This is a genomic window from Streptomyces sp. NPDC027672, from assembly GCF_055566335.1.
This window is the reverse complement of record NZ_JBVHSO010000004.1, coordinates 259,343-275,004: the sequence shown is the minus strand read 5'-3', so window position 1 is coordinate 275,004 and position 15,662 is coordinate 259,343. Positions and strand designations below refer to the sequence as shown.

Annotated in this window: 9 protein-coding genes and 1 pseudogene; 4 read left to right on the top strand and 6 right to left on the bottom strand. The window is 73.4% G+C overall.

What is annotated here, in order from left to right:
• Positions 1-184: 184 nt before the first annotated feature.
• Both ACZ4SV_RS12405 and ACZ4SV_RS12400 read left to right on the top strand, forming a co-directional pair.
• Positions 185-2,623 (top strand): glycoside hydrolase family 2 protein, encoded by a 2,439-nt coding sequence (locus ACZ4SV_RS12405; RefSeq protein ID WP_468003727.1) that lies wholly within the window; start codon positions 185-187, stop codon positions 2,621-2,623.
• Positions 2,620-3,753, top strand: coding sequence for a LacI family DNA-binding transcriptional regulator (locus ACZ4SV_RS12400; protein ID WP_468003725.1), 1,134 nt, complete (start codon positions 2,620-2,622; stop codon positions 3,751-3,753). The genes ACZ4SV_RS12405 and ACZ4SV_RS12400 overlap by 4 nt, the downstream gene beginning before the upstream one ends.
• Here ACZ4SV_RS12400 and ACZ4SV_RS12395 read toward each other — a convergent pair.
• The 3 genes and pseudogenes from ACZ4SV_RS12395 to ACZ4SV_RS12385 all read right to left on the bottom strand — a co-directional run.
• Complete coding sequence (locus ACZ4SV_RS12395) at positions 3,725-5,059, bottom strand: cellulase family glycosylhydrolase (protein ID WP_468003723.1); 1,335 nt, start codon at positions 5,057-5,059, stop codon at positions 3,725-3,727. The two genes, ACZ4SV_RS12400 and ACZ4SV_RS12395, sit on opposite strands and share 29 nt — an antisense overlap.
• Positions 5,060-5,351: 292 nt before the next feature.
• The gene (gene manA, locus ACZ4SV_RS12390) at positions 5,352-6,557 is read right to left on the bottom strand and encodes a mannose-6-phosphate isomerase, class I (protein WP_468003721.1); all 1,206 of its coding nucleotides are present in this window, start codon (positions 6,555-6,557) and stop codon (positions 5,352-5,354) included.
• A 777-nt stretch (positions 6,558-7,334) separates the two neighbouring features.
• Positions 7,335-8,291, bottom strand: a pseudogene (locus ACZ4SV_RS12385) (ROK family protein); the annotation flags it as partial.
• Positions 8,292-8,498: 207 nt separating this feature from the next.
• Between ACZ4SV_RS12385 and ACZ4SV_RS12380 the strand changes: the two are divergent.
• Positions 8,499-9,875 carry a GH1 family beta-glucosidase gene (locus ACZ4SV_RS12380; RefSeq protein WP_468003719.1) on the top strand — a complete coding sequence of 459 codons (1,377 nt, stop codon included), beginning with the start codon at positions 8,499-8,501 and terminating at the stop codon, positions 9,873-9,875.
• A 66-nt stretch (positions 9,876-9,941) separates the two neighbouring features.
• On the opposite strand, the gene meaB is transcribed toward ACZ4SV_RS12380, so the two are convergent.
• The 3 genes from meaB to ACZ4SV_RS12365 are packed head-to-tail and all read right to left on the bottom strand — an operon-like array spanning position 9,942 to position 14,934.
• Positions 9,942-10,946, bottom strand: a complete 1,005-nt coding sequence (meaB, locus tag ACZ4SV_RS12375; protein WP_468003717.1) for a methylmalonyl Co-A mutase-associated GTPase MeaB — start codon at positions 10,944-10,946, stop codon at positions 9,942-9,944.
• 5 nt (positions 10,947-10,951) lie between these two features.
• Complete coding sequence (gene scpA / locus ACZ4SV_RS12370; protein WP_468003715.1) at positions 10,952-13,126, bottom strand: methylmalonyl-CoA mutase; 2,175 nt, start codon at positions 13,124-13,126, stop codon at positions 10,952-10,954.
• On the bottom strand, positions 13,126-14,934 hold the full coding sequence (locus ACZ4SV_RS12365; RefSeq protein ID WP_468003713.1) for a methylmalonyl-CoA mutase family protein: 1,809 nt from the start codon (positions 14,932-14,934) through the stop codon (positions 13,126-13,128). The genes scpA and ACZ4SV_RS12365 overlap by 1 nt, the downstream gene beginning before the upstream one ends.
• A 271-nt stretch (positions 14,935-15,205) precedes the next feature.
• On the opposite strand from ACZ4SV_RS12365, the gene ACZ4SV_RS12360 reads away from it, so the two are divergent.
• Complete coding sequence (locus tag ACZ4SV_RS12360) at positions 15,206-15,595, top strand: cell division protein SepF (RefSeq protein WP_365879046.1); 390 nt, start codon at positions 15,206-15,208, stop codon at positions 15,593-15,595.
• Positions 15,596-15,662 lie beyond the last annotated feature (67 nt).

Genomic DNA, 15,662 nt, shown 5'->3' with positions numbered 1-15,662 from the left:
AAGTTTCGACCGCGATGCCTAATCGTTACCGTCGATGGGTGACCAGTCCTGTGGAATGCGGGTTTCCGCTCGGCGACCTACGGTCTCGTAGCTAGACCGGTTTATGGACAGTGCGTTGATCAGGGCGTTAGGTTGTGCGCCGTTGTCCCTCGACCGGCCTGAGTCAGGCGATTGGAGCCGCACCATGAAGGACGTCACCCAGCTCACCGAGGGCTGGAGCCTGCGCCACGGGGAGGAACTGCTCACGGCCCGGGTGCCGGGCTGCGTCCACACGGACCTGCTGGCGGCCGGGGTCATCCCGGACCCCTTCCTCGGCCGCAACGAGACCGAGGTCGCCTGGGTGGGCCGCCGGGCCTGGAGCTACGTCCGGCACCTCGGCCACGACAGCGGCCACGAACGCACCGACCTCGTCTTCGACGGGCTCGACACGGCCGCCTCCCTCACCCTGGACGGCCGGCCCCTGGGCACCACCCGCAACATGCACCGCCGCTACCGGTTCGACGTCACCGGACGCACCGGTGCGCTGGAGGTCCGCTTCGCCTCCGCCTACGACGAGGCCGCGGCCGTCCGCGCGGCGACGGGGGAGCGGCCCAACGTCTATCCCGAACCCTCGCAGTACATCCGCAAGATGGCGTGCAGCTTCGGCTGGGACTGGGGCCCGACGCTGGTGACGGCGGGCATCTGGCGGCCGGCCCGGCTGGAGCACTGGTCCACCGCGCGCCTCGCCCGGGTCCGGCCCCTGGTCACCGTGGACGGCACGACCGGCCGGGTCGAGGTACGGCTGGAGCTGGAGCGCACCGCGCGGGGGCGGGACCGCGCCCTGCGGGTGACCGCCGAGGTGGCCGGGGCCCGCGCCGAGACCGTCCTCACCGGTGACGAGGCGGTGCTGCGCCTGGAGGTGCCCGACGCGCGCCTGTGGTGGCCGCGCGGCTACGGCGACCAGCCCCTCTACGACCTCGCCGTCGCCCTGAGCGACGAGGAGGGCGGCCCGCTCGACACCTGGCAGCGCCGGATCGGCTTCCGCACGGTCGAGGTGGACCGCTCGGCCGACGAGCACGGCACCGGTTTCACCTTCGTCGTCAACGGCGTGCGCGTCTTCGCCCGGGGCGTCAACTGGATCCCCGACGACGCCTTCCCCTCCCGAGTCACCCCCGAGCGCTACCGCACCCGGCTCACCCAGGCCGCCGAGGCCAACGTCGACCTGGTGCGGGTCTGGGGCGGCGGCATCTACGAGGACGACGCCTTCTACGACGCCTGCGACGAACTGGGCCTCATGGTCTGGCAGGACTTCCTCTTCGCCTGCGCCGCCTATCCGGAGGAACAGCCGCTGCGCTCGGAGGTGGAGGCCGAGGCGCGGGACAACGTCGTCCGGCTCATGCCGCACCCGTCGCTCGTGCTGTGGAACGGCAACAACGAGAACCTGTGGGGCTTCCGGGACTGGGACTGGGAGGCCCCGCTCGCCGGCGACTCCTGGGGCGAGGGCTACTACCTGGGCCTGCTGCCCCGGATCGTCGCCGAACTCGACCCCACCCGCCCCTACGCCGCCGGCAGCCCCTGGTCCGGCTCCTGGGACCACCACCCCAACGACCCCGCGCACGGCACCCACCACTCGTGGGAGGCGTGGAACCGCCGGGACTACGCCGACTACCTGGAGAGCGTGCCCCGGTTCGTCGCCGAGTTCGGCTGGCAGGCACCGCCCGCGCTGGCCACCTTGCGCCGCGCGCTGCCCGGCGAGCGGCTCGCGCCCGACTCCCCGGGCATGCTCCACCACCAGAAGGCCGAGGACGGCAACGGCAAGCTGAACCGCGGTGTCGCCCGCCATCTGCCGCTGCCCGAGGACGACTTCGACCGCTGGCACTATCTGACCCAGCTCGTCCAGGCCCGCGCGGTCGCGGCCGGCGTCGAGCACTGGCGCTCGCACTGGCCGGTGTGCGCGGGCACGATCGTCTGGCAGCTCAACGACTGCTGGCCGGTCACCTCCTGGTCCGCCGTCGACGGCGACGGCCGCCCCAAGCCGCTCTACCACGAGCTGCGCCGCCTCTACGCCGACCGCCTCCTCACCCTCCGGCCCGCCGCGGACGGACCGGTGCTCGCCGCGGTCAACCAGTCGGCGGCGCCCTGGCGTACGGCGGTGACGCTGCGGCGGATGCGGACCGACGGCACCACCGTCGCCGAGGCCGTCCTCCAGGTGAGCGCCGAGCCGCGCTCCGTCGCCCGGACCGCGGTGCCCGAACGGCTGCTGCCGGACCCGCGGTCCGCGAAGGAGTTCCTGGTCGCCGACGCGGCGGAACCCTCCGGCGCGGACGGGCCGGGACCCGGAACGGCCCTGCGCGCCCTGCACGTCCCGGTCGCCGACAAGGACTTCGCCTGCCCCCGGCCCCGCTACGACGTCACGCTGGAGCCCGTGCCCGGCCGGGGGGATAGAGTCGACGTCGTGGTGAGCGCACATACTCTCGTCAGGGACCTCCTGCTCCAGCCCGACCGGCTCGGCCCGGACGCCGCCTGTGACAGCGGCCGGCAGACCCTGCTGCCCGGCGAACAGGCGCGCATTACGGTCCACGGCTGCGGCCCCGTCACCGTCGACGCCGTCCGGGCCGCCCTGTTCTGCGTGGACGTGGTGTGAGCGAATCCGACCAGCGGGTCACCATCAAGGACGTCGCGGCCCGGGCGGGCGTGTCCAAGGGGGCGGTCTCGCTCGCCTTCAACCACAAGCCCGGTGTCTCCCAGGCCACCCGCGAGCGGATCTTCGCGGTGGCCCGGGAGCTGGGCTGGGCCCCCAGCGCCACCGCGCGCAGCCTGTCCAGCCGGCGGGTCGACATCATCGGGCTGGCCCTGTGCCGGCCCGCCCGGCTGCTCGGACTCGAACCGTTCTACATGGACTTCGTCTCCGGGATCGAGAGCGTCCTCGTGGAGCGGTCCTGCTCGCTGCTGCTGCGCCTGGTGCGCGACACCGACGAGGAGGTCGCGGTCTACAAGGAGTGGTGGCGCGGCCGGATGATCGCCGGCGCGATCCTGGTCGACTTCCGCGAGGACGACCCGCGGGTGCCCGCCCTGCGCGGGCTCGGCCTGCCCGTGGTCGCCGTCGGCCATCCCTCCCTGACGGGGCCCTTCCCGGCCGTGTGGACGGACGACGCCTCCGCGGTCGCCGAGGCCGTCCGCTATCTGGCGGCCCTCGGCCACCGGCGCATCGCCCGCGTCGGCGGCCCCGCCGAACTCGGGCACAGCGCCATCCGGGCCCGCTCCTTCGCCGACACGGTCCGGGAGCTGGGCCTGGAGGAGGCGCGGCAGATCGCCACGGGCTTCGACGAGAAGGAGGGCGCCCGCGCCACCCGCAGCCTGCTGCTCGCCGGCGACCGGCCCACCGCGATCGTCTACGACAACGACATCATGGCGGTCGCCGGGGCGGGCGTCGCCGCGGAGATGGGCTTCACCGTCCCCGACGACCTGTCGCTGCTGGCGTGGGACGACTCCCAGCTCTGCCGGATCACCCACCCCACGATGTCGGCCATGAGCCACGACGTGCACCACTTCGGCGCCGAGGTGACGCGCGTGCTGTTCGACGTGATCGACGGCACGCACACCGGCGGCCACCAGGCGCCGACACCGTCGCTGACACCGCGCGGCTCCACCGCGCCGGCGCCGGGGGCGGCTTCGGAGGCGGTGCATGCAGGAGAGGGCCGCGTCCGCACCGGACGCGGCCCTCTCGCGGTGCCATGGAACCCGGTCAGCTCTTCGCGCAGGCGGCGCCGTTGAGGGTGAAGGCGGCCGGTACGCCGTTGGTGCCGGTGGAGGAGCCGTTGAAGCCGAAGCTCACGGTGCCGCCGGCCGGGATGGTCTCGTTCCAGGACTCGTTGCCGGCCTGGACCTGGGTGCCCTGCTGGACGGCCTTGGCGTTCCAGGCCGAGCCGAGCTGCTGTCCGCCCGGGAAGGCGAAGGCGAGCTGCCAGCCCTTGACGTCCGCCGCGCCGGTGTTGCGGATGGTGACGTCCGCGTTGAACGAGTTGCCCCAGTCGCTGATGCGGTAACCGACCGCGCAGCTCCCGGTGGCCGGCCCGGTGCCGGAGAAGACGCCGGCCTCCTTGGCGGTCTGCTTGATGCCGTCGGCACCGGAGAAGATCCGCTGTCCCCAGGCGGTGAGCCGGGAGGCGTCGAAGCCGGTCGCCATGTCCAGGTACTCCACCCCGCCGCCGTTGCCGCTCCACGACCAGCCGAGGTAGCCCACGCCGAGCTGGCGCGCGGTGGACATGATCGCGTCCTCGTCCGGGTCGCCGTCCGAGTGCATATTGCCGAATTCACCGACGACGATCGGCAGATGCTGTGAAGTGAACCGGTTCAGGTATTCCTTCACCTTGTCGGCGGTGTTGAAGACGCCGTACATGTGGATCGAGAACACCGTGTTCTTCGCGGAGTCCGAGGCGAATACCTCGGCCGCGTGGTCCCGCATGGTGAAGGACCAGTCCTGGCCCCAGTTCGGGGCGTCGACCATGAGCGTGTGCGTGAAGCCCGCCGCCCGCATCCGCGCGATGGCGTTCTTGGTGTCGGCCGTCCACGAGGCGTACCCGGTATTGCCGTACGGCTCGTTTCCGATGTTGAGGATGACGTACTTCTCCTGGCCCTGCACCGCGGACTTCACGCTGGTCCAGTAGTCGACGGCGCGGGAGAGGGAGACGGCGCCGGCCTGCTCGCCGTAGCCGGTGGTGTCGTGCGCCTCCAGGACGCAGACGAGCCGGTTCTGCTTGCACTGCGCGACGACGGCCGCGACGTCGGCGGTGTCGTTCTTGGTCCAGCGGTCGCCGGTGGCGAGCACCACGCGCACGGAGTTGGCGCCCAGCGCCTTGACGTCCTTCAGGGCCTGCGCCGTCCGGTCGGGGTACCAGGCGTGCGCGTGGTTCACACCGCGCAGCACGAAGTCCCCGCCGTTCGCGTCCAGCAGCCGCCCGTCGGCGACGTGGAAGCCCGGCGTGGCCTGCGCGCCCGCCTGCGCGGCCGGTGCCGCGGCCAGTACCGAGGCGGCCAGGGCCAGCAGCGCTCCCGCCGCGGTGGCCAGTCTCTTTCTCATCTGTGCTCCCAAGATGGTGGCGCGTGCGCCGGAGAGGAATGCACGCGAGCCGGTCTGGTGATCCCGCTGCCCGGGCGTCGGAATGCGGCTCACACCGGGCAGCGGGACGACACGTCACCGCCGAAGCGCAGATTGACGTCGCGTCAGGTGGGGAATGCGCGGCAATGCCTCGGTCGGCGGCTGGGAGAGAGGCTAGAACGAGACTTCTTGAGGAGACAACCACCCGGACCAAACCGGTTAAGTTTAGTGCCGGTTCAGTTGTCGTTATACGGGAGTACCGGGCCGGTTGTCGCTATACGGCCGTGGTGGCCCGGAACACCGTGCCCGCACCCGAGGCCGTGATCTCCTCGCCGGCCGGCACATAGACGGAGCCGCCCGGCGTGAGCACGACCTCGTCCCCGGCGGCGCCGGCGAGCCGGACCGTGCCCTCGGTGCAGACCAGGATCTGCGGCCGCGCACCCGGCAACGCGTGCACGCTTTCCGGCCCGCCCGGTCCGTCCACCACGAGACGGGACAGCCGGAAGTCGTCGACGGGAGCCGGGTACACCTCTTCGCCGCCCTCCCCGCGCACCGGACGCGTCACCGGCGTCGGCGGCGCGCTGAAGCGCAGGACGCGCAGCAGCTCGGGCACGTCCACGTGCTTGCTCGTCAGCCCGCAGCGCAGCACGTTGTCCGAGGCCGCCATCACCTCCACCCCCAGACCCTCCAGATAGGCGTGCGGTACGCCCGCCCCGAGGAACAGCGCCTCGCCGGGCGCCAGCCGGACCTGCCGGAGCAGCAGGGCCGCCGGCACACCCGGATCACCCGGATGCGCCCGGGCGATCACGTCGTACACCTCGTAGACCTCCCGGTACGGCCCGGGCCGCCGCGCCGCCGCCGCCAGCGCGCCGCCTATCTCGGCCGGCAGGTCCGGCGCGTCGGAGCCGAGGGAGAGGAAGGCGGAGAAGACCTCCCGCAGCGCCGTCTCCTCCGGGGCCGAGCGGAGCGTGGCGGCGTACGGGGCCAGCCGGTCCACCCCGAGGCCGTCCAGCAGCTCGGCGCTCTCGCGCGGCGGCCGGAACCCGCACAGACCCGTGAACGGGGTGAGCGCGACGATCATCTCCGGCTTGTGCTGGGCGTCCCGGTAGGTGCGGTGCGGGGCGTCGAGCGGGATGCCCTCGGCGTTCTCCCGCGCGAAGCCGGCGGCAGCCTGCTCCGCGTCGGGATGCACCTGGAGGGACAACGGGGCGTCGGCGGCCAGCAGTTTGAGCAGGAACGGCAGCCGCGGCCCGAAGCGCCGCACGAGGCCGTCGCCCAACTCGCCCGCCGGATCGGCGCCGATGACCCGGTCGAGCCCCAGTTGCCTTCCGGCGCGCTCCACTCGGGAGGGCGCGGCGGGATGCGCGCCCATCCACATCTCGGCCTGCGGCGAGCCGTCCGGCGGAAGCCCCATGAGGGCGGGCAGCGCGGTGATCGAGCCCCAGGTATAGGGCCGGACGGTGTTGGTGAGACGGTCCATGGGGGGTCCTTTCGGAGGGGAAGTCGGTGGGGGAGGGGGGAGGGAGGAAGGGGCAGAGAGGGGTGGGGTCGGGTGGGGTCGGGTGGGGTGGTGTCCGTTCCGGGGAGGGTCGTCGGGGGCGCCCGCGGGTTGGGCCGGGTGCCGTCCGGCGGGGTGGCGGCGGGGGCCGCGCGGCCGTCCCCTTCGAGAGGACCGGCGGTCGTCCCCTGCGGGCGCGTGTGGCCTAACGGTCGGGCGGGGCGGGCCGCCTCGTAGGGCCAGGGCGGCCGGTCATCCCGTCCGTCAGCGTGCCGCGGTCACCGGGCACGGTGGCCGTACCCGTGCGCCGTAGGCCGGGGGGCCAGGCGGCGGGCCGTGCCGTACGACAGCTCGACGGTCGTCCCGTCCGGAGAGCTGGTGGCACCGCGCGACGGACACTCGCGCCGGTGGGGATACCGCGCCCGCTACCGTGGGCTGTCGCCGCACACCGGGCGTACCGCGTGCGGATGCCGCACACCGGCCGTACCGCAGGCGCTCACCGCTGTGGGTCGAACCGTGCCCGCTGACCCGACGGCGGCCCTTCCCCGGGCTGCCGCCGCGGGCGGGACGTACCGCGTCCGCTCACCGCACACCAGCCGTACCGCGCGCCGTCCCCGCGCCACCGGCGGTCACTCCGCCGACAGCCGATGGGCCACCGCCGGCCGAAGCGGCACCGACGGCAGGTGCGGCACCGGCCCCCGGTCCCGCATCCAGGACGGACGCGGCACCGGCGCCCGCTCCCGCACCGACGACAGTCGCGGCGCCCGCGCCCGCCGCGCCCCCCATCGACAGCGCGGAGGCCGCCGCGGCGGCGCCGACCAGGCCCGCATCCAGGGCCAGGACGGCCGGCACGATCGGCAGGTCGCGGGCGAAGTCCAGGACCGCGTACTCCGCCATCCTGCGGCGCAGCGGGCCGAACAGCGTGTCGCCGGCCTGTGCCACGCCGCCGCCGATGACGACGAGGTCGAGTTCGACGAGCGCGGCCGTCGCGGCGATCCCCGCCGCCAGCGCCTGCGCGGCCCGCTCGTACGCCGCCCGGGCGATCCGGTCGCCCCGCCGGGCGGCGGCGGCCACGTCCGCCGCCGTCGCGGCGGTCCCCGCGGGCGGTGTCCAGCCGGAGGCCAGGGCGTGGGCGGCGATGGCCGTCCCGCTGGCCATGCCCTCCACGCAGCCCCGGGCGCCGCACGGGCACGCCGGGCCGTTCAGGTCGACCGAGATGTGCCCGATGTGCCCGGCGTTCCCCGAGCGTCCGGCGTGCAGCCGCCCGTCCAGGACCAGTCCGCCGCCGACGCCCGTGGAGACGACCATGCACAGCGCGTTGTCCACACCCCGGGCGGCGCCCAGCCAGTGTTCGGCCGCCGTCATGGCGACGGCGTCCCCGATCAGCGTCACGGGCGCGAGGGCGGGCACCCGGGGGTGCGAGCGGATCCGCTCGACCAGCGGGAAGCCGCGCCAGCCCGGGATGTTGACCGGGCTCACGGTGCCGGCGGCCGTGTCGACCGGGCCCGCGCTCGCGATGCCGAGACACGTCAGGGCCGCCCAGGCGGGATGCGCGGACAGCTCGTCCAGCACGGCGGTGACGGCCGCCATCAGCGTCTCGGCCGGTTCGCGCGCCGGGGTGGGGCGATGCGCCCGGACGACCAGCCGGCCCTCCGGGTCCACGAGCGCTCCAGCGATCTTGGTGCCACCGATGTCGAGTGCTCCGTACACGACCATCACATCAGCCCTTCCTTGAGCGGACCGGGATCGCCATCCCGGGGCGGACACTCTGCCCGGCGCCTGACAACGTTGTCCAGCGAGCGAGGTCCCTTAAGTCTTCGTTTAGTAAATTGCGCGGTGAGAAGAGGCTACTACCTTTACAGAACCGGTTTAGTTCTTCAGGATCCTGGCTGTACCGTAAGCGACCAGGAGGCAGGCATCCTCGTGAGCGACTTCCCTTCCTTCCCGCCCGGGTTCGTCTTCGGTGCGGCCACCGCCGCCTTCCAGATCGAGGGCGCGGCGGACGAGGACGGCCGCGGCGCCTCCATCTGGGACACGTTCGCGCGGCGCCCCGGCGCCGTCGTCGGGGGCGACACCGGTGACGTGGCGTGCGGCCACTACCACCGCTACCGCGAGGACATCGCCCTGCTGAAGGAACTGGGCGTCGGCTCCTACCGGTTCTCCGTGAGCTGGGCGCGCGTGCAGCCCACGGGCGCGGGCTCGGGCAACAAGGCGGGACTGGACTTCTACGACCGTCTGGTCGACGGCCTGCTGGAGGCCGGCATCGAGCCCGCCGTCACCCTCTACCACTGGGACCTGCCCCAGGAGCTGGAGGACAAGGGCGGCTGGCGCCACCGCGACACCGCCTACCGGTTCGCCGACTACACGCGGCTGGTCGCCGACACCCTGGCCGACCGGGTACCGCGGTGGATCACCCTCAACGAGCCCTGGTGCAGCGCCTTCCTGGGCTACGCGAACGGCCTGCACGCGCCGGGCGCCCGCGAGGGGACACCCGCGCTCGCCGCCGCGCACCACCTGCTGCTCGGCCACGGACTGGCGCTGCCGGTGCTGCGCGACGCGGGGGTCCGGGAGGCGGGGATCGCGCTCAACCTCGACCGCGTCGTCCCCGCCACGAGCGAGCCCCGGGACGTGGCGGCGGCCCTGCGGGCGGAGACCCAGCGCAACCTGATCTGGACCGAGCCCCTGCTCAAGGGCCGCTACCCGGACTCCGAGGACGACACCTGGGCGGAGCTGCTCCACGACCGGTCGTTCCGCCGCGCCGGCGACCTGGACGTCATCTCCGCGCCGCTGGACTTCCTCGGCATCAACTACTACACGCCCTCCGTCGTCCGGGACGCGCCGTACCGGGACCCGGACCCGCTCACCCGGCAGGCGGACGACAACCGCTTCGAGGGCATCGGCATGCCGCAGGCCAGGCACACGGCCATGGACTGGCCGGTCGCCCCGCACACCCTGCGCGACCTGCTCGCCGGCCTGAAGGAGCGCTACGGGGACGCGCTGCCGCCGGTCCACATCACCGAGAACGGCTCCGCCGAGCACGACCTGCCGGAGCCCGACGGCACCGTCCGCGACACCGACCGGATCTCCTACCTGGACGGCCACCTCCGGTCCGTCGCCGCCGCGCTGGCGGACGGCGTCGACGTCCGCGGCTACTACGTGTGGTCCCTGCTGGACAACTTCGAGTGGGCGTACGGCTACAGCAAGCGCTTCGGCCTCGTGTACGTCGACTACGCCACCCAGCGGCGCCTGCCGAAGGACAGCTACCACTGGTACCGGGAGCTGATCGCGGCCCAGGGCTGAGGGCCGTAGCGGCGGACGCCCGCCGGCGGGCCGCGGAGGCGCCGGGCGGGCGTCCGCTCTCCTCGTTCAGCTCCCGGACGGCGTGCCCGGGCGGGTCTCGAAGGCCGCCAGGATCCGTTCCGCGGCCAGGGTCGCCGTCAACCGGCCCTCCCGCACCTGCCGTTCCAGTTCGGGAGCGGCCGCGCGCACCGCCGGGTCCGCGTGCAGCCGGCCCAGCAGTTCGTCGCGGACCATCGCCCAGGTCCAGCCGACCTGCTGGTCCCGGCGCTTGGCGGCCAGCCGCCCGGTGGCGTCCAGCAGCGTGCGGTGCTGCTCCAGCCGCTCCCACACGGTGTCCAGACCGGCCGCCTCCCGGGCGGAGCAGTGCAGCACCGGCGGGGTCCAGAAGGCGTCCGTGCCGTGCATCAGCCGCAGCGCGCCCGCCAGTTCCCGGGCCGCGGCCCGCGCGTCGCGTTCGTGCGGACCGTCCGCCTTGTTGACGGCGATCACGTCGGCCAGCTCCAGGACGCCCTTCTTGATGCCCTGCAACTGGTCGCCGGTGCGGGCGAGGGTGAGCAGCAGGAAGGAGTCGACCATGCCGGCGACCGCCGTCTCCGACTGGCCGACGCCGACGGTCTCCACGAGGATCACGTCGTAGCCCGCCGCCTCCATCACCACGATCGACTCCCGGGTGGCCTTGGCGACCCCGCCCAGCGTGCCCGCGCTGGGGGAGGGGCGCACGAAGGCCGCCGGGTCGACCGCGAGGCGCTCCATCCTCGTCTTGTCGCCCAGGATGGAGCCGCCCGTGCGGGTCGAGGACGGGTCGACGGCGAGCACCGCGACCCGGTGGCCCAGCGCGGTCAGCATCGTGCCGAACGCGTCGATGAACGTCGACTTGCCGACACCGGGCACCCCGCTCACCCCGACCCGCCGCGCCCGGCCGCTGTGCGGCAGCAGCTCGGTGAGCAACCGCTGCGCCAGCTCCCGGTGCTGCGGCCGGGTGGACTCGACGAGCGTGATGGCACGGGCCACCAGGGCCCGCCGCCCGTCGAGCACACCTTTGACGTACGTGTCGAGATCGATCGCTGCCATCGGCGCTACAGCTCGTGGCCGAGGTCGGCCGCCAGCCGCCGTACCAGGTCGTGGGCCGCGTCCGGGATCACCGTCCCGGGCAGGAACACCTCCGCCGCGCCCATCTCCCGCAGCGTCGGCACGTCCTGCGGCGGGATCACACCGCCGACCACGACCATGATGTCCTCGCGGCCCTCCTCGGCCAGCTTCTCGCGCAGCGCCGGGACGAGCGTGAGGTGTCCGGCGGCCAGCGACGACACCCCGACCACGTGCACGTCCGCCTCGACCGCCTGTCGGGCGACCTCGTCGGGCGTCTGGAACAGCGGGCCGACGTCGACGTCGAAACCGAGGTCGGCGAAGGCCGTCGCGATCACCTTCTGGCCCCGGTCGTGGCCGTCCTGGCCCATCTTGGCGACCAGGATGCGCGGCCGGCGCCCCTCGGCCTCCTCGAACGCGTCCACCAGGGCCCGGGTGCGGTCCACCGACTCCGACTGGCCTGCCTCGTTGCGGTACACACCGGAGATCGTACGGATCTGCCCGGCGTGCCGCCCGTACACCTTCTCCAGGGCGTCGGAGATCTCACCGACCGTCGCCTTGGCGCGGGCCGCGCGCACGGCCAGCTCCAGCAGGTTGTCCGTGCCGTCGGCCGCCCGGGTCAGCGCGTCCAGCGCGTCCCGGCAGGCGGTCTCGTCCCGCTCCGCGCGCAGCCGCCGCAGCTTCTCGATCTGCTGGGCGCGCACCGAGGAGTTGTCGACCTTGAGGACCTCGATCTGCTCGTCGCTGTCCACCCGGTACTTGTTCACGCCGATCACCGGCTGGCGGCCGGAGTCGATGCGGGCCTGGGTGCGGGCCGCCGCCTCCTCCACGCGCAGCTTGGGGATGCCGGCGTCGATGGCCTGCGCCATGCCGCCCGCCCGCTCGACCTCCTCGATGTGCGCCCACGCCTTGCGGGCGAGGTCGTACGTCAGCCGCTCCACATACGCGCTGCCGCCCCACGGGTCGATGACCCGGGTGGTGCCGGACTCCTGCTGGATGAGCAACTGGGTGTTGCGGGCGATCCGCGCGGAGAAGTCGGTCGGCAGTGCCAGCGCCTCGTCGAGCGCGTTGGTGTGCAGCGACTGGGTGTGGCCCTGGGTGGCCGCCATCGCCTCCACACAGGTGCGCGTGACGTTGTTGAAGACGTCCTGCGCGGTCAGCGACCAGCCCGAGGTCTGCGAATGCGTGCGCAGCGACAGCGACTTGGCGTTCTGCGGGTCGAACTGCCTGACCAGCTTCGCCCACAGCAGGCGCGCCGCCCGCAGCTTGGCGATCTCCATGAAGAAGTTCATGCCGATCGCCCAGAAGAAGGACAGCCGGGGCGCGAACGCGTCCACGTCCAGCCCGGCCGCGCGGCCCGCGCGCAGGTACTCCACGCCGTCCGCGAGCGTGTACGCCAGCTCCAGGTCGGCCGTCGCGCCCGCCTCCTGGATGTGGTAGCCGGAGATGGAGATGGAGTTGTAGCGGGGCATCCGCTGCGAGGTGTACGCGAAGATGTCGGAGATGATCCGCATCGACGGCTTCGGCGGATAGATGTAGGTGTTGCGGACCATGAACTCCTTGAGGATGTCGTTCTGGATGGTCCCGGCCAGCTTCTCGGGCGCGACGCCCTGCTCCTCCGCCGCCACGATGTACAGCGCCAGCACCGGCAGCACGGCGCCGTTCATCGTCATCGACACGCTCATCCGGTCCAGCGGGATGCCGTCGAACAGCTGCCGCATGTCGTAGATCGAGTCGATGGCCACGCCCGCCATGCCCACGTCGCCGGTCACCCGCGGGTGGTCACTGTCGTAACCCCGGTGCGTGGGCAGGTCGAAGGCGACCGACAGGCCCTTCTGGCCGGCCGCCAGGTTGCGCCGGTAGAACGCGTTGGACTCCTCGGCGGTGGAGAAGCCCGCGTACTGCCGGATGGTCCAGGGCTGGTTGACGTACATCGTCGGGTACGGGCCGCGCAGATACGGCGCGATGCCCGGGTAGGTGCCCAGGAAGTCCAGGCCCTCCAGGTCACGGCCGGTGTACAGCGGCTTGACCCCGATGCCCTCCGGGGTCTCCCACAGCGGCTCCGCGCCGCCGGTGGCGCGCTCGCGCGCCGCCCGCCACTCGTCGTCGGTGCCGTCGGCGACCGGGGTTCCCAGCTCGATGCCGGAGAAGTCGGGGATTCCCATCAGGACACTCCCATGCGGTCGAGGGTCGCGGACAGGACGTCCACGGCGTCACAGCCCGCGAAGACGTAGGCGTCGACGCCGGGGTGGTCGCCCCGGCCCGCGAGGAACACGTGCCGGGCACCGGCCGCGCGCAGCGCCTCGGCCGCCTGTCCGGCCTCCTCGGCGTAGCGCGCGTCGCTGGAGCACAGCACGGCCTCGGTGGCGCCGCTGTCCGCGAAGCCGCCCTCGGTGACCGGCTCGATGCCGCCGGCCTGGAAGAGGTTGGCGGCGAACGAGGCCCGCGCGGTGTACTCGGCCGGCGAACCGATCGTCGCCAGGTAGATCCGGGGCCGGGCGCCGGTCTTCGCCAGATGGGCGTCGGAACGGGCGCGCAGGTCCTCGTACGCCTCGTCGCGGCGCACCCGCGGCAGCCCGCCGGACGGCGGCTCGGGCGCGGGCGCCCGCTCCACCGGCTTCTCGGCCAGCAGCGGGAACTCGCTGACGCCGGTGACCGGTTCGCGCCGGCTGGCCAGCTTCTTGGACCGCGCCGCCCAGGTCGTGGCCAGGTCGGTGCGCAGCCGCCCGGAGCGCAGTACGGCCGCCTGCCCGCCGTCGCGCTCGATGGACCGGAAGAACTCCCAGGCGGCCCCGGCGAGTTCGTCGGTCAGCCGCTCGACGTACCAGGAGCCGCCCGCCGGGTCGACGACCCGGGCCAGATGCGACTCCTCGATCAGGATGGAGGAGGTGTTGCGCGCGATCCGCCGGGCGAACGCGTCGGGCAGCCCCAGCGCGTGGTCGAACGGCAGCACGGTCACCGCGTCGGCGCCGCCCACCCCGGCGGCCAGGGCCGCGACCGTCGTGCGGAGCATGTTCACCCACGGGTCGCGGCGGGTCATCATCACCGGCGAGGTCACCGCGTGCTGCGGCTGCGCGCCCGGCGCCCCGCACACCTCGGCGACCCGCGCCCACAGCCGGCGCGCCGCGCGCAGCTTGGCGATGGTCAGGAACTGGTCGGCGGTGGCCGCGTAGCGGAACTCCAGTTGGGCGGCGGCCTGTTCGACGCCGAGCCCGGCCTCGGTCAGCTCCCGCAGATAGGCCACGCCGGTGGCCAGCGAGGCACCCAGTTCCTGCGCGGCCGAGCCGCCCGCCTCGTGGTACGGCAGCGCGTCCACGGTCAGCGCGCGCAGCCCCGGGTAGCCCTCGGCGCAGCGCGCGGCCAGCGCGGCGTACGGCGCGAAGTCCAGCGCGGTGCCGGTGCGGGCCTCGTACCCGAGCGGGTCGCCGCCCAGGTTGCCGCGTACGGCCTCCGCGCCGGTGCCCCTGTCCGCGTACAGCCGCAGCAGGGCCTCGGCGGCCCGCCCGGTGTCGCGGCCCGCGTCCAGAACGACCGGCGCGAGGTCGAGGTAGACACCGTCGAGGGCGCGGTCCAGGTCGGCGACCGGGATGCCGCCCTCGCCCAGCACCAGCCAGAGGGAGGTGCCGCCGTTCTCCAGGTCGGCGAGCACGGCGTCCGCCGAGCCGCCGGCGAGGGCCGTGTGCCGCGGGCGCACGTCCCAGCCGCTCGCGCCGGTGCCCTCCGGGCGGCTGCCCCGCACGAACGGGGCGAAGCCCGGCAGGCCGGGGTCGGGCGCGCTGTCGCGCGCGGTGTACAGGGGGCGGGTGCGCAGCCCGTCCTCCAGCGTCGTGGACAGGGCGTCCTCGGCTGCCTCGCCGGAAAGTTCCCTGCCTGACCTGCGCAGCACGCCCTCGACCAGGCGTTGCCACTGCTCGTGTGTCGGGTCAGGGAACTCGGCGGCCAGTGAGAGCCCGTCGTCAGGCAGGACCGTCATGGCTCGGATGCTAGGGCAGGGGGCTGAAAGCGGGATGGAACGCGGGCTGTGAGGTTTCTCTTCTTGCGGTCGTGACCTGCGCCGCTCATACCGGCCCGGGCGGCCGGGACGGGGTGGGGAACCGGACTCTCCTGCCCATATCCCCCGAACGATGACCAGTAAGGCCGGGCCGGGCCGATCGCCCACCGTGTCGTTGTTGGGCCGAACGGGTGACTTGGCGTAAGAATTGGCTGGTGCAACGATTCAGTGCGAGTCAGGTCGGGGGGAGCCGGTGAGCCGTTACGACGTCACCGATGAACAGTGGGAAGGGCTCGCCCAGGTCGTGCCGCTGCGGGGCCGGGACTCCTGGCCGTCCGCGGTGAGCCACCGCTCGCTGCCGGATGCCGAGACCGAGACCCGGCGCCGGTTCGTGGTCCTGCGGGTCAACGTCTTCGCGGACGCCCGCGAGGTCGCCGAGACCCTGATGGCCGGAGTGCCGGTGCTGCTGGACCTGTCCAGCGCGGAGGGCGACGTCGCCAAGCGCGTCCTCGACTTCAGCACGGGCGTGGTCTTCGGGCTGGGCAGCGGCATGCACCGCGTGGACCGCAACGTCTTCCTCCTCACCCCACCGGGCACGGAGGTCAGCGGCCTGATGGAAAGCGCAGGCATCACCGGCACCTGACCCCCGGGCAACGACCCGGCCTCCTCGGCCCCCTGGCGCCGCGGCTACGGGACCGAGGCCCCTGGCA

Excerpts from the sequence above, each read along its gene's own strand:
- manA (WP_468003721.1), bottom strand. The coding sequence starts at position 6,557 with ATGGACCGTCTCACCAACACCGTCCGGCCCTATACCTGGGGCTCGATC.
- scpA (WP_468003715.1), bottom strand. The coding sequence starts at position 13,126 with ATGGGAATCCCCGACTTCTCCGGCATCGAGCTGGGAACCCCGGTCGCC.
- meaB (WP_468003717.1), bottom strand. The coding sequence starts at position 10,946 with ATGGCAGCGATCGATCTCGACACGTACGTCAAAGGTGTGCTCGACGGG.
- ACZ4SV_RS12405 (WP_468003727.1), top strand. The coding sequence starts at position 185 with ATGAAGGACGTCACCCAGCTCACCGAGGGCTGGAGCCTGCGCCACGGG.
- ACZ4SV_RS12395 (WP_468003723.1), bottom strand. The coding sequence starts at position 5,059 with ATGAGAAAGAGACTGGCCACCGCGGCGGGAGCGCTGCTGGCCCTGGCC.
- ACZ4SV_RS12365 (WP_468003713.1), bottom strand. The coding sequence starts at position 14,934 with ATGACGGTCCTGCCTGACGACGGGCTCTCACTGGCCGCCGAGTTCCCT.